This window comes from Variimorphobacter sp. HTMS_6 (assembly GCF_059717775.1).
This window is the reverse complement of the sequence record NZ_AP046094.1, coordinates 2,786,430-2,800,914: the sequence shown is the minus strand read 5'-3', so window position 1 is coordinate 2,800,914 and position 14,485 is coordinate 2,786,430. Positions and strand designations below refer to the sequence as shown.

Annotated in this window: 16 protein-coding genes; 4 read left to right on the top strand and 12 right to left on the bottom strand. The window is 35.4% G+C overall.

Annotation, left to right across the window (positions count from 1 at the left end; translation table 11 throughout):
• Window positions 1-223 precede the first annotated feature (223 nt).
• Entirely contained in the window at window positions 224-1,807 is a 1,584-nt protein-coding gene (locus AC6IWN_RS12710) for a glycoside hydrolase family 43 protein (RefSeq protein ID WP_497987784.1), read from the top strand.
• 152 nt (window positions 1,808-1,959) lie between these two features.
• Here AC6IWN_RS12710 and AC6IWN_RS12705 read toward each other — a convergent pair whose 3' ends face one another.
• Window positions 1,960-3,111, bottom strand: coding sequence for a glycerate kinase (locus tag AC6IWN_RS12705; RefSeq protein ID WP_497987783.1), 1,152 nt, complete (start codon window positions 3,109-3,111; stop codon window positions 1,960-1,962).
• A gap of 140 nt (window positions 3,112-3,251) precedes the next feature.
• Window positions 3,252-3,599 (bottom strand): VOC family protein, encoded by a 348-nt coding sequence (locus tag AC6IWN_RS12700; protein ID WP_497987782.1) that lies wholly within the window; start codon window positions 3,597-3,599, stop codon window positions 3,252-3,254.
• A gap of 250 nt (window positions 3,600-3,849) precedes the next feature.
• Between AC6IWN_RS12700 and AC6IWN_RS12695 the strand changes: the two genes are divergently transcribed.
• The gene (locus AC6IWN_RS12695) at window positions 3,850-5,013 is read left to right on the top strand and encodes an FtsW/RodA/SpoVE family cell cycle protein (protein ID WP_497987781.1); all 1,164 of its coding nucleotides are present in this window, start codon (window positions 3,850-3,852) and stop codon (window positions 5,011-5,013) included.
• Window positions 5,014-5,108: 95 nt separating this feature from the next.
• On the opposite strand, the gene AC6IWN_RS12690 is transcribed toward AC6IWN_RS12695, so the two are convergent.
• The 6 genes from AC6IWN_RS12690 to AC6IWN_RS12665 all read right to left on the bottom strand — a co-directional run bounded on the left by AC6IWN_RS12690 (window position 5,109) and on the right by AC6IWN_RS12665 (window position 9,265).
• Window positions 5,109-5,612, bottom strand: a complete 504-nt coding sequence (locus AC6IWN_RS12690; protein ID WP_497987780.1) for a GreA/GreB family elongation factor — start codon at window positions 5,610-5,612, stop codon at window positions 5,109-5,111.
• Window positions 5,605-6,087, bottom strand: coding sequence for a hypothetical protein (locus tag AC6IWN_RS12685; protein ID WP_497987779.1), 483 nt, complete (start codon window positions 6,085-6,087; stop codon window positions 5,605-5,607). Before AC6IWN_RS12685 ends, AC6IWN_RS12690 begins: the two co-directional genes overlap by 8 nt.
• Before the next feature lie 61 nt (window positions 6,088-6,148).
• Window positions 6,149-6,940, bottom strand: a complete 792-nt coding sequence (locus AC6IWN_RS12680) for a hypothetical protein (protein WP_497987778.1) — start codon at window positions 6,938-6,940, stop codon at window positions 6,149-6,151.
• A gap of 258 nt (window positions 6,941-7,198) precedes the next feature.
• A complete protein-coding gene (locus tag AC6IWN_RS12675; protein WP_497987777.1) occupies window positions 7,199-8,125 on the bottom strand; it encodes a zf-HC2 domain-containing protein in 927 nt (308 codons plus the stop codon).
• On the bottom strand, window positions 8,115-8,612 hold the full coding sequence (locus AC6IWN_RS12670) for an RNA polymerase sigma factor (protein ID WP_497987776.1): 498 nt from the start codon (window positions 8,610-8,612) through the stop codon (window positions 8,115-8,117). The genes AC6IWN_RS12675 and AC6IWN_RS12670 overlap by 11 nt, the downstream gene beginning before the upstream one ends.
• A gap of 317 nt (window positions 8,613-8,929) precedes the next feature.
• A complete protein-coding gene (locus AC6IWN_RS12665; protein ID WP_497987775.1) occupies window positions 8,930-9,265 on the bottom strand; it encodes a DUF3784 domain-containing protein in 336 nt (111 codons plus the stop codon).
• Window positions 9,266-9,890: 625 nt separating this feature from the next.
• On the opposite strand from AC6IWN_RS12665, the gene AC6IWN_RS12660 reads away from it, so the two are divergent.
• Together AC6IWN_RS12660 and AC6IWN_RS12655 are read left to right on the top strand one after the other, a co-directional pair.
• Window positions 9,891-10,097 carry a hypothetical protein gene (locus tag AC6IWN_RS12660; protein ID WP_497987774.1) on the top strand — a complete coding sequence of 69 codons (207 nt, stop codon included), beginning with the start codon at window positions 9,891-9,893 and terminating at the stop codon, window positions 10,095-10,097.
• A 376-nt stretch (window positions 10,098-10,473) separates the two neighbouring features.
• Window positions 10,474-10,902 (top strand): VOC family protein, encoded by a 429-nt coding sequence (locus tag AC6IWN_RS12655; RefSeq protein ID WP_497987773.1) that lies wholly within the window; start codon window positions 10,474-10,476, stop codon window positions 10,900-10,902.
• A 64-nt stretch (window positions 10,903-10,966) separates the two neighbouring features.
• Here the strand turns inward: AC6IWN_RS12655 and AC6IWN_RS12650 are convergent, their stop codons facing one another.
• From AC6IWN_RS12650 to AC6IWN_RS12635, 4 genes are all read right to left on the bottom strand, one after another.
• Window positions 10,967-12,160, bottom strand: coding sequence for an ABC transporter substrate-binding protein (locus AC6IWN_RS12650; protein ID WP_497987772.1), 1,194 nt, complete (start codon window positions 12,158-12,160; stop codon window positions 10,967-10,969).
• 177 nt (window positions 12,161-12,337) lie between these two features.
• A complete protein-coding gene (locus AC6IWN_RS12645) occupies window positions 12,338-12,655 on the bottom strand; it encodes a hypothetical protein (protein ID WP_497987771.1) in 318 nt (105 codons plus the stop codon).
• A gap of 22 nt (window positions 12,656-12,677) precedes the next feature.
• Window positions 12,678-13,640: a GIY-YIG nuclease family protein gene (locus AC6IWN_RS12640; RefSeq protein ID WP_497987770.1), complete on the bottom strand. Its 963-nt coding sequence runs from the start codon at window positions 13,638-13,640 to the stop codon at window positions 12,678-12,680.
• A 165-nt stretch (window positions 13,641-13,805) separates the two neighbouring features.
• Window positions 13,806-14,204 (bottom strand): GNAT family N-acetyltransferase, encoded by a 399-nt coding sequence (locus AC6IWN_RS12635; RefSeq protein ID WP_497987769.1) that lies wholly within the window; start codon window positions 14,202-14,204, stop codon window positions 13,806-13,808.
• Window positions 14,205-14,485: the final 281 nt, after the last annotated feature.

Genomic DNA, 14,485 nt, shown 5'->3' with positions numbered 1-14,485 from the left:
CAGATTTATTATTGGACAAATGTAATAAAATATTGGTTGTTTTTTTAATGATTATACGCATATTATGTTAACTTATTATGTGGTATAATCTACTAAGATAAGAAATTCATTGTTGTGAGTAAAATATAGCAAACATGTACTATAACATTTAACCATAGAGTATGGTTTTATATAATATATGATACAGACTATTACATTTGATATTTAACTTAAGGAGTGCAACATGGCATACGTAAAAAATCCTATATTAACAGGCTTTAATCCGGATCCCTCTATACTTAGAGTGGGTGATGATTATTATATAGCAACTTCTACATTTGAATGGTTTCCTGGGGTACAGATACATCATTCTACAGATTTGATACACTGGGAATTAATTGCACATCCTCTGGAGAGACTTACTCAATTAGATATGATTGGTGAGCCAAGCTCCTGCGGCATTTGGGCACCATGTTTATCCTATGACAACGGTACCTATTATCTGATATATACGGATGTGAAATCCTTTATCGGTATGTTTAAGGATACCCATAATTATCTGGTGACTGCATCAGATATCAAGGGTCCATGGTCTGAGCCGATTTATTTGAATTCCAGTGGTTTTGATCCGTCTCTATTCCATGATAAGAACGGCAAGAAATATCTTTTGAATATGTTGAATGATTACAGATGCTGGAGTACAAAATTCAGTGGGATTGTATTACAGGAATATTCAGAAGAAAAGAAAGCATTGATTGGGGAACCGATTAATATATTTAAAGGTACGCAGTTAAGACTTACAGAGGGACCTCACCTATATCAGCATGACGGATATTATTATCTGATGACTGCGGAGGGTGGTACATCGTATGAACATGCGGTTACGATGGCGAGAAGTAAGAACTTAGAGGGACCTTATGAGGTAGATCCAAGAAATCCTTTACTGACCTCACAGCAGGCACCACTTAATCCTCTTCAGAAAGCAGGCCATGCCAGCTTGGTAAAAGGGCATAACGATAGATGGTATTTGGCACATCTTTGTGGTCGTCCTGTTGGGGACGAACGCATGTGCATCTTAGGCCGCGAAACCTCTTTGCAGGAAGTTGTATGGAAGGACGGATGGCTTCGTCTTGCGAATGGTGGTAATACACCGAGTGAAATTGTAGAGATTGAAGGAGTAGAAGCAGATTCTATTATTGAAAAGAAGTATATGATGGAGGACTTTAATGATCCCTCCTGGAGCATTCATTTACAGACCTTAAGAGTACCACTTGGTGAAAGAGCATCATTGACCGAAAGACCCGGTTACTTACGTCTATATGGCAAAGAATCCTTTAGCTCAAATCATGAGCAGTCACTTTTAGCACATAGACAACAGAGCTTCTATGCTGAAGCAACTACTAAGATTGATTTTAAACCAATGAGCTTTCAGACATTAGCAGGGTTGGTATATTATTATAACAATGTGAGTTACTATTATTTATATATAACGGAGGATGAAGTGGCAGGCCGCGTTCTTTCCATTATGTCCTGTGTATTGGGCAAGGGTTCACAGCCTATCGGGGTTGGTATCTCTTTGCCGGCTGAGGGGGAAGTTTACTTAAGACTGACCACCCAGAAAGAAAAAGCATATTTCTCCTATTCACTTGATAATAAGAATTACATCCGGATAGGAAGTGACTTAGACGCTACCGTTTTATCAGATGACTATTTTAACAAAACAGGTCATATCATGTTTACAGGAGCATTTATTGGAATCTGTGCCCAGGATTTTTCCGGTCGAGGTTCTTATGCAGACTTTGATTATTTTGAATATAAGGAACTGTAGAGCATGATAAGTTTTACTTTTTAATTTGTTTATTATCTTATTCCGAAAACTATAAATGGGAAAGAGCACATAGCAATATGTGCTCTTTTCTTGTCATTGAATAGGATGAAATTATTGGAGATCTGTGGGACGAATTATAGCGCTTATACTTATCATTTATTATTCCATGTTTTATCTAAGGCAGAAATCAAGCGAAAGACCTGTGAGGCGGCAGACGATAAATTTTCTGTTGCAGTTTGAGGTTTCATCGCCTCCTCCACCGTCATCGGTAGCTGAAGAATACTAAAATATGCATCTATAACATCATTACATTTTACTGCATCCGTAGTGGTTCCTCCAGCAAATGCAATTACTTTTTTACCGTGTTTTTTCGCTAGTTTTGCAACACCAATTGGTGCCTTTCCCATAGAGGTCTGGAAATCTAGCCTTCCTTCCCCGGTGATTACAAAATCAGCATCACGAATATCATTCTCAAGCTTGATTTCATCTAATATGATTTGGATACCGGATTCAAGAGTGGCATCTAAAAAGGTTAGAAACGCATAACCTAAGCCGCCGGCAGCTCCTGTTCCGGGTATGTTTGCATAGTCCTTAGTGAGGGTATGATTCACAAGCTCTGAGAAGTTTTTAAAACTATTATCCAGCTTAGTAACCATAGACGGAGTCGCACCCTTTTGAGGACCAAATATCTGGGTGGCTCCGTGTTCTCCAAAGAGAGGGTTTGTTACATCACAGGCAATCTTAAAACAACAATCCTTTAGTTCAGGCAATGCAGCTTCCGTATTAATCCTGGTAATCTTCATGATATCCTTACCAGTAATACCGACTGGATTACCGTCTTTATCTATGAATTCATAGCCAAGCGCTTGTAGCATTCCGATACCACAATCATTGGTGGCACTTCCTCCGATTCCGATAATAAAATTCCTACATCCTCGTTGTATTGCATCCTTAATCATCTCGCCTACGCCGTAGGTTGTCGTATTCATAGGATTTAATAAGTCTTTTGGAATTAGGTTAATACCCGCTGCAGCAGCCATCTCAAATACTCCGGTGTTATTCTCCTTCAAGATACCATAGGTAGCAGGAACTTTCATCCCAAGAGGACCGGTAACATTCAGTTCTATCTTACTACCTTCCATGCCTGAGAGAAGGGCATCAACGGTCCCTTCACCACCATCTGCAAGCGGTTTGACGATAACTTGAGCTTCACAAGCATGAAGGATTCCTTGTTTGATGGCATTTCCTGCATCCATTGAAGATAAACTTCCTTTTAGTGAATCAATAGCAATTACAACTTTCATAATATATAGCGCTCCTATTAATGTTTATTTACTTGTTAATACAACCTAGAAGATGAGGATAATTTGTAAGTGACTAAGATGTATGTGGATAAATATATGCTGGTCTCTAGATAAATGATTATTTGTTTATAAAAAGGTAACTATCTATTAAGGCATCTAAAATAAATAATATTTCTGTCAGGATCATAAAAACTCATATTGGTCGATCCCCAAGGGCGTAACGTTGGTTTTTCTATGATCTCCACACCTAGAGTTAATAAATTCTGATATTCTTTATCAAGGTCGTCAACGGTAAAGGCAAGACATATATTTTGGTTATTATTATGTTTGAAGCTACCATCATTATAGATCGTTAGCATAGTCTCATCCGCAATAATGGTCTGATGAACGGAATCATTGTTCTCAGTATCTATATGTAATAGTTTCTTATAGAAATTAGCCAGTCTTAGTACATCATTTGTTAATAGTCCAACCTCACCGATTTTCATTAATAGTACCTCCTTGAATTCACATAATAATCTGCACATATTATACTTTAGTAGCAGATAATAGTAAACATTAATTTACAATGTTTAGTATTATAGATCTTAGAAGTAAAATTATCCAAGCCCCCTTGTGGATTGACAAATCATAGAATATAATGGGTATAACAGTAAGAACGTAATTATATCGAAGCGAATTTATGTTTATGAAGAGAGATATATATAGCATAAAAAAGGATTGAAGGGAAGTAAACCAGTGATAGGAAAAATTAAAGCACATTTTAGTAGAATAGATTTTCTGATTGTCATAGTGATGACCATATTAATTTTGGTAGGGTTGTATTGTGAGCGACAGGCGTTTATCACAAGTAAAAATAGAGATGCAATATTTATAAAACAGGTAGCGGGTATATTACTTGGTTATCTTTTAATTATGGGAATAATGTTGATTGATCATCGTATTCTTTGTTCTCTGTCTTTTCCGCTATATGTCGTTATGCAGATCGTGCTGGCATTAACGCTCGTATTTGCTGAAAATAAGAATGGTGTAAAGAGATGGGTTGTTGTATTTGGTATGCCATTACAACCTTCAGAAGTTGCAAAAATTGTTTTAATCCTATTTTTAGCATACTTGTGTAACCGATTCAGAAGTAAGCTGGACAAGATTTATGTATTGGTTATTCTAGGAATTGTATCATTGATTCCGATGGTTTTGATCTTGTTAGAGCCCCATCTGAGTTCCAGCTTGTCATTAATGTTTATATTCGCCATTATTGTCTATGCGTCCGGGATTGGCTACAAGGTAATCGGTGCAGCTTTGGCGATCGTACTACCTACTGTAATTGCTCTGTTTGTGAGTGTGGTGTTCTTTCATGTAGAACTACCATTTATTGAAAGTTATCAAGTTAACAGAGTGTTGAATTACTTTTCAAATGATGAAGCGAATAGTCAGGGTGGCGATTATCAACAGCTGCAGTCTATTGGAGCGATAGGTTCCGGGGGGCTTCATGGGAAGTTAATTGATTCAGAAATTGATGATAATAAAGAATATAATTTAATCTATGCAAAGGAAAGTGACTTTGTTTTTTCAATTGTTGGTGAAGATTTTGGATTTATCGGAAGCTTTATTGTAATGATTCTTTATGCAATATTAATTATTCGATGTTTGATAATATCCACCCGCGCAACGGATTATATGGGAAGATTAATCTGTATGGGAGTATCAGGGTATCTGATGTTTCAGATCTTTGTTAATGTGGGCGTAGCCACAAAGATATTACCGAATACAGGACTTCCGCTTCCGTTTATAAGCTATGGTTTAACCTCGCTTCTGAGTTCAATGATGGGTGTGGGGCTGGTGCTTAACATCGCAGCAAAGCAAAGAAGTAGAGCCGAGAACAGATTAAGCTTTCATTCATAGATAACGCAGAGGGGATGTTGCAAATAACATTGTTCCTTAATAGAATTATTTGTTTTGCAACATCCCCTTGGTAATGGGTATTGAGAGGAATTGAGCTAATATTTCCTCATCTCATCATCACCCGTATCTTCCAGTTTTTCGATTTTTCTTATGATAACTTCGTAGGTATAGGTGTCGTTGGATTGTATGGTAACTTTATCAGAGATATGGCGGTGAAGGAGTGCTTTTCCGAGTGGAGAATCGATACTAACCCTTCCTTTGAGCGGGTTGGATCGTACCGTTGTCACAATTTTGATCACTTCTTCACTATCATCCTCCGGTGTGTATATGGTAACCTTATCATTTAAACCGACCTCATCATCATTCGAATCCTCCGGGATGATTTGTGCAGTTTTAATCATTCGCTCTAGATATCTAATTCTACTTTCGTTTTGATTCTTATATTGTTTTGCAGCCTTATACTCAAAGTTCTCACTAAGATCACCATGGGCTCTCGCGGTTTTAACATCCTCCAAAGCCTCTTTTCTGACAACCAGCTTGCGATATTCGATTTCTTCTTCCATTCTCTTAATATCTTTTAGCGTAATCTTATCATACATGATCTTTCTCCGTTCCTATTTGTTCAATATGTTCCGGTGTGATGATTTTAATTAATTGTTTATGTAATATCACCTGGCTTTTTTTACTCCTATAAAAGATTGAAAAAAGAGCCAGAAAGCTTAAAGAGAGAGGGAATAATCCAGCTATCTGAAGATCTAAAAGTAAGATAAATGAAATTACAATAAAAAATGCATATGAAATCGAACTAGATATCTTTACAAAATGAAATTTATCATACTTGTATCTTATGATAATTCCATCACGGTCTTCTATAACAGAACCTCTTACCAGAGTTCTCCAGCTATTATTGATATAAGCAGGTTTCCAATAAAAATAGAACTTATGCTTCCTTATATTACCGATAAACGCAGATTGATCCCAACTTTTTCGCCATAAGGAATTTGGTTTAATATTAGCATGGAACCCATCCGTGAAATCATTTATTGAGATAGCTACAGTTATTTTTCTTGTCATTCGGAATTCCTCCTATGCATTGTTTATAATATTGCTAACCTATCCAAACTATATGACGAATCTATCTGTCTATAGCAGATAGGTCCTCCTCACGCTGGTTAATCTTCTTAAGCAGGGAAGGAGTTAATCGTTGGCTCTTCAATTGCTGCAGTAGAATTTCACTCTCTTCATAACGCTCTTCACAAAAGAGGACTTCTGCTTTAAGATATTCTACCATATCATTTAGATACGGGATAGTGCATAGGCTCTCCGCCTTAGCTAGATAGGATTTGGCTTGTTCAATATCCTGCTCCGAAAGGTAGCGAAATACCATGTTAAGAGCCAGACCACCGCTTAGCACAGGATCATCTTTATATTTTTTAAATAATTCTTTATTATCTTCTAGGATAGAGATGGCAGATGTTTCATCACCCAGATTATAAGTAAATGCAAATAAATTGTTATAGTAAATCGCTTGATTTATCTCAGATAAATTTCTTGGATCAATGGAGGTTAATATGTTGTATGCTCGCTCATCTTCACCATTTGCACTATATCCGGTAGCCAGGGATATCTCATACAGATTTCTAGTATAAAATCCATGAACTTTATTCACTAATCGGATCATCTCTGTGATGAAACGGGCAGGATCTTTTTCATTTATAAGGATTAGCAATATAACTTGGTACTTCTTTTGGAAGTGTTGCTTTCTATATATTAATATAGCTGTTATCAAAATAATGAGTAATATTTCGCTATATAGAAAATATCTCATCATATCATTATGTGAGATGCCGGTACGATATCCAAACAAACTGATACCTAACCCTAAAATTATTCCTAATACGATTACAAGTAGTGCCTTCGTTCTCAAAGTTTCTTTCCTCCGAATTGTAAATTAAGATAACACTATTCTATCACGATTTAGATTTGTTTTCCAGAACAAAGAATGCACCATCATCCCCTATAGGATAAAAATGAATGTTGCAAAATAATAATTTTATTAAGGAACAATGTTATTTGCCTCACATACAGGTTGGAAGAACAGTGCTTTATGGCAATATAACATCATTCCTACAAATCGTTATTTTACAACATGCATAAGGATAAGAAATGTTGTATTATCATAGGATTATCTCCATAGTTCGTTTTTTTTAATCGGTACGAATTGATCATCCCCTGCTAACTCATCATATGCTTCAGCAGACCAATCAGATATCGCTTGGTCTAAAAATGTAATCTCATTATCCTGTGGATCCATATTAATAGGTTGATCGGATGGTATATCTGAGTCGTAGCTGAATTTGGGATGACCGGATGATATACTTGAAATGGTCCTTATTTTGTTCTTTGCGGTGGTAAAGGATAATTTACCAATATAATATTTTTTGCCTTCGTTATTGTTCATATAGATACTATATTCCACCTGCCATTCTCGTGTATTGTATTTTGATACAGAGGAGAATTTGTAATCCACAACCCGGTACCCGTTTTTATAAAGGAGCTGCAAATCCTGGATGAAAAAATTCTTAGCAGTTTGATAATATTTCTCCTTATCGGGTTCAACTTTTGATGAGGTTGTATAGCGGTAATGATCTGTTACTACTTGATTCAAATTTGGGGTAATCAAATACTGATAATGACTATCCCAATCGATGAAGCGAAATGCCTGATCAGAGTTTTCCTTTTTAATATTATTTAAAAAATCCCTACACAACGTTACATCGTCCATATTGGTAAAGGTTAAACCGCTTCCCCTGACTTGATTTACGGTAAAGTAAGTAACGGGCGTCAATAATAGAATAATTATGATTGATAAAATCCATAATCTGCGTATTTTCTTTACCCCTTTTTTTACGATGATCACATCTGCAGAAGAAGGTTCGGCGTCTATAGGGGCATCGGTATCGAGCATGGGTGTTTTCATATGCTCATAGCTTGCTCTACAACTTTCACATTTTTTCATATGCTCATCGACAAGCTGCCTGCTTTCATCACTACAGTAATCATCCACATATAAAGGCATTAAATCCTTAATCACATTACATTCAATCTTCATGATATTCCTCCATTTCTTTCGATAGATATTCCTTGGCACGATAGTAGGTCACCTTAGCCCAGCTTTCCGATTTCCCTTTATCCCTGGCGATAGTTTTAAGCGGGATATCCGCATATACATGCAAAATTATCACGTCTCGGTATAGCTCAGGCATGGATTGTAGTTCTTGGCGGAGCTTATATTTTAAATCCTTATGAATCAAGTGATCTACGATGCTTATATCGTCAGTTTGGGTGGTGAGCTCGTCCATGATGTCGGTGGAATAATGTTTATTTCTTCTACATTCCCTTAACCATTCATTTTTGGCAATCGCGCATAACCAAGTGTATAGACTACTTTTTTCTTTGAATTTTCCAATATGTAAGAAAGCTTTGTAAAATACCTCTTGTGTTAATTCCTCGGCTATGCTGGAGTTGCAAGATAACTTCAAAAGGAAACGATAAATCATGTTATAATATTTAAGATATACGTCAGTAAATGATTCCATTGCGCCTCCTTTCGAATATTAGATACCGATGAATGAAAAAGGTTACAAAGTAATTTGAATATATTTAATATGATTAGAGTGTATATAGAGTATATTAGAGTGCTCAAAGCAGGGAATCTAAATAATTACTTCAATACGCACAACGTGCGGCTATATAAAATACAACTTTACCAATATAGAAATCTCTATATCGATATCACCATAATAGATACATTATAACAAAAATAGAGAACTCCCAGGTAGAAGAGTTCTCTGTTTTTATGAATTCATGTTGAAAGGACTATGTTAATTCATTTTTGAATTGTTACAATTATATTTTACTTGATTTTATATTTACCAAAAGCCTTTTCTGTGTCAAAATGTACATCCTTGCAGAATACGATGAGCCAAGCAAGAAACGCAAGGATTGCAATATACTGTGAAAATATATGGGATAATACTGCTCCAATTACCATGATAATAGTCCAAAGAAGGATGGAGTTTCTAAAATCTCTGGACATTCTTGCAACGTCATATTTATCTCTCTCACTCTTCGAGAGGGTATTAAAACCGCTAATGAAGGAGGCTCCTTTTTCCTTAATCAGAAAGAATATGAGCGTTAAGATTCCGAATATAATAGCGAAAATTAAACAGGCATAGAAACCGATATTCATAGCCAAACCTCCGATTATAACTAAGATTTATACATCCATTTATACAACTTTTACCATAAAAAGGCAAGTTCTTTCTTCGTCCCAGAATATGGTGAATGCTTCTAAGGGGGTAGAAACCCAAGTTTTTATAAAAATCGTAGAACAAGAAATCCTAGAACAATGTAGTACATAACAAGTAAAATGATTTGATACAAATATAATTCTCTCGCATATTTTTCCGGTGTTAAGAGGGTTCGAATAAAAAACAAAAAACTAATAAAGTAACCACCGGAATATGTAATGTTTGTATTAGAATACTGAACCATTAAAAAACAATATAACAGCGATAACGGAGGAAGAAGAAGCAATTGTAAAATAAGCCAAAGCTTTGATTTTTGTGAATAAGCAAATAGAAATAAAACTAATAAAAAAAAGCACGTGATAATTATGATATCTAGCACGACATCAAGCGAGTTATTAACCTTCCATATAGACGATACAACTAATAATACATAAAGAAAAAGAAAGCCATATAGCTCTAATTTATCTTTGAAAATACTACTAATACGGTACATGGTTTTAGCTCCTTTACATTACTTATTTTGGAAATCAATTTGCTCAAGTAGTCGAGAGGTATGGAGGGGGAGTGAGAGCCGGGTTGGAAGTAACGACGATTGTTGAGGAGATGATATGTGCTGATGTGGGTATAGGAGAGGAAGAAACAGGTATCATAGGAGTTGAAGTAAATTTTGCGTCAGTATTCATAGCAGAGGAGTTGGCTGTTGGTACTTTGCAAGAGGAACCAATTGCTATGATAGATAAAATCATGACACAGGAAAGCAACTGGAGATAGTACTTGTTTAATTTAAGCATTGTTCTTCTCCTTTTATCGTGAGGGTATGTTTTTGCACATATCAATAAGCATGGTGAAAATTGTTTTTTTAAAGCTAGATTTATCATATCTGAATTGGTTTCCATTGTAAACAAGATAAGGAAATATTTAATATATTTAAACTTAAATTAACATTTTGTAATTTTGAAAGTATATAAAATCTGATCAATGAGGGATAATGTTAAAGTGAAATGAAATATAATTTTCACTCCCTCAAGTATGTGTCTGTGAAGTTCATGGAATATTCTAACACTATGGGCAAGTAAGTTAAGCGTGATTTTTTCGAAAAGAGGGAACACTCATAATTGATGATTTTTGAGTAGAAAAGGAGAAAACTATGTCAGTAAATGTTTACTTAGTATATAACGGAAATTGTAGTGAGGCACTGGATTTTTATGAACATGTTTTTAATACGCAGAAATATCAGAAGATGACCTTTGGAGAAGCCCCGCAGAATCCACAGTATCAGATACCTGAGGAAGTGAAACCTCTGGTTATGCATGCTCGTATGAATATAAAAGAAAGTGTATTGATGTTCTCGGATAATTATCCGGGAAGCCCTTTTACGGTGGGAAATAATATTACGCTCTCCTATATTAGTAAGGATGTGGAGGATATTAAAGACATCTATAACAAGCTATCGGAAGGAGGAGTGGTGTTGCAGGAATTGGGTGAGACCTTCTGGAGTAAATGTTATGGTAGCGTGATCGATAAGTTTGGTATTGGCTGGCAATTAAGCCAAGATAATGGTGATATGGGAATGTAATTATAAATGAAATCTAGGTATGAAATTTGTTATTTTTCATACCTGGGTTTCATTTGTATTAATATTAGAAGATGTTTCTATGATTTTTACACTCTGTCCATTGAGGAGCGGGTAGGGCTGCTTCCGCTTCGGCATATGGTAGAGGCCACACAATCTGTGGAATATCATGTTGAATCTGATCAATCATACCTTCGGCATAAATATTCTGACCGTTACAATCAAAATGTACTCCTTTCCAGGGTACAATCAAGTTTTTCCCGCTGATATCAGTCTGAGCCAGAGCTTTTCTAATAGAATGTGGAGTGAGATGTTCTGCACGAGATATCGCATCAATTAGTGTATATATTCCGATATAACTTCCTGCATTAACCGTATTCATGTCGGTACCATATTCGTCCTTGTACATATTATTCACGATTTTTGCTAAGGGTATTTTCTTTGTCAATCCGAGAGACCATATGACAGTACTGAAGGCATAATTTGCAGCCTTACCTAAGCCACTTAAGACTTGTGGATAGGTGTAGGTGGAGGTTTGGTGGAAGATTGCCATTGGATAATATTTGATGTCCTGAAAGGTTTTTATGGTTTGTATTACTGCATCACTCGTGCCGTCAGTAAAGAGAAAATTTGCATTGCAATACTTTATGCGGAGTAGCTTTTCCTTTGGAATTGGGTGATCGGGATTATACAATTCCAACAGTTTTATATCATGTCCGTAGATACGTGAGAAATTAACTACAGCCAGTGCTTCTTCTAAACCGAGATAAGAATTCTCAACCAATGAACCAACACTGGAATGAGAAAATCCTAGCGTTGCCAATAGATCGAAATAGGCTTTTGTATAAGTAAAGTTAGTAGGGCCCGTGCGAAAGAACCATTTTAATCCTCGTTCAGTCAGAGAGATAGCATCAGTAACCGGGCTAATATAGGGGACATTAAGAATCTCCATCTGTAGGGAAACTGCTGCCGTCACCGAGCTTTGGAAGGAGCCGATTATCGCCACTACATTCTCCTCTTTTACTAATCGCAAAGCTTCATTAGTACCCACAACAGGATCCCCCTTCGTATCAGCCCAAATTAATTTGACCTTATAACCGTGAAGGTATGGTAATCCTATTTCCGGTGGATAATTGCATTCATTCTGTGTGTTAACAAGATTAACATAAAAATCAATTACTTGCTTAATGCTTTGTCCGATATATTTATAATCGCCGGTAAGAGGATATAGCGCACCAATTCTGATTTCTTTAGAGCTCATAATATTACCTCCTTGTAATTGCAGATTAGTATTGTTGTCGATGATTAACACAGTAGTGGAGGTCAACTTGAATGAACTGCAAGTTACAAAATTCGACAAAATATTCTGCAATATACTATATGATATGGATTACAAAAGGTGATAATATTATAAATGAAAGAGAAATCTTATCGTCTATTATAATTTGAATTTTATAAGTGATGTGATGATTACTACGAAAACTGTTATTATTAATGGAATAAATAGAAATAACGTTATTAAATCTGCTTGCTTTTGCTTTGAATCATTTTCTTTTTTTATTTCATCAACGCATTTTATAATACTTTCATCTCTATAAATGAAGTATTGAATTGCATTATTCAATATTTCAAGAATAATGGAAGATATTAGTACCACTACGGTTTTGAGCAGTAAATTATTAATATGAGATGAAATAATACATAACAGTACCAAAGTAATACTAGTATCAACTTTATTATATATATTTTTACCCATTATAAAATTTCTCCTTTAAATTCTACAGTACTTCAACCATCTCATCCGGTAGATCTCTTATCTCTGAGTACAGAATATCTCGGAAATCGATATATGATTTATCGGTCTTTTCTACAGGTATTATTGAAGAATCTGAAGATTGACTACGTATTAGAAAATCTTTAATGGTATCATCTGATAAGTCATGTACCGTTTTGCAGTTTCGAATCATTCCATCTGATACATAAAATAATTTGTATCCGATTTGAATAGGCAACTTTAATAAGATATCGTTCACGGACAGATTTTTATATCCATCTAAACCATGCTTTATAGATGTAAAGTCAATTATTAAATCTCTGTAATACGAAGCTATTTCATATCGATACTGGCTTGCAGCTTCCTCTAATTTCTGCTGTAGGTAGTCTATGAAGATTGTAAGTTGATTACTGTTATGAAAGAGCTCTAACAATACCGTCCGGTTTTGCTCAAAGTCTTCCTTATTAAGCTTAATTGGAAAAAGATTATAATTGAATATATATCCCTCCTCATGCTTATGGATGGGATATATATTCGTTAACTTTTTGGTGAATTCAGTCATGGCATATTTTTTGCGAAAGGGTCCAAAGCAATCCTCCTCGCGTTCGGCTACAACGGAAAGAGTACCGTAACGATTATAGCCATTCACTTTAAGGTAGATGTAACGACGATCATTTTTCATTTGCGCATTAAAGCGTGGTTGAACACTTTTAATTAGTTTACATTCCAATAACCGTGCCTCCAAATGCGTATCGGTCACGATATACTCAATATCATTTATGGATGAGACCATTTTCGTTACCTTTTCCCATTTTGGAGAATTAACAAAGTAGGACTGAACCCTTTTTCTAAGGCATTTGCTTTTGCCAATATAGATTATGTTGTTGCCGGAATCCAGCATCTTATATATTCCTGGAAGCTCTGGAAAGCTTTTAATTTTATATTTTATTGAGGTGTTGTCATTCATGATTGTACCTTATCTGTTTGAATTTATTGCATTAATCATACCATAACCTTGTCCATGGTAGATAGAACTTTTATAGTGGTAATTTGATTCATTAAATCAGAGCACGCGGGTTAAGTATTTCATAATATATATAATTATAAAAGGATATAGTATGTAGAACAGATGCTATCGTCTGGCCATATAGGTGCCGTCGATTTGTTTGAAGCCATATTGTTGATAGAGGCCATGAGCATTATCTGTCAATAACATACCCAGCATATCTTTTAGCCGACTGTCTGAGGTGATCATATTAATTAAAGCTTTACCTACGCCGATACCTCGGTATTGCTCGTCCACAACAACATCGCAGACATAGTAGGTGGTTGCAAAATCGGTGATAACCCTTGCAAAACCAATCTGTTTGTTTTCATCGGTAAAGGCTCCGTAACACAAGGAGTTCTCAATACTTTTTTTAATTAACGCTTCCGCTCTTTTATTTGCCCAATAAGTATGAGTCAACAATTCTCTAATCTTTCTAATATCCATATCTTCATTTGACTGCCTAATATGAAACTGATTTGTCATAGTCGCTCTCCTTTTCGAAGACCTCGTTATTTTGTGTATCCAATATAACCCATTATATCATATTGGGTAATAATTTTAAATCATCTTAGTTGTGGATACTCAAGATAATTAAGCATAACCTAAACGGGCGACTTAAATGATGCAAATGATATATTGTGGTATCGATTATCATTCTGATTTGTTGTAAGTAGTTAGTTTGATTTTTCTCAATAATCTTGAACAATGAAGTCTATAGGTATAAAATAAAACAAAATAATACATTTACACCATTAGATTAAATG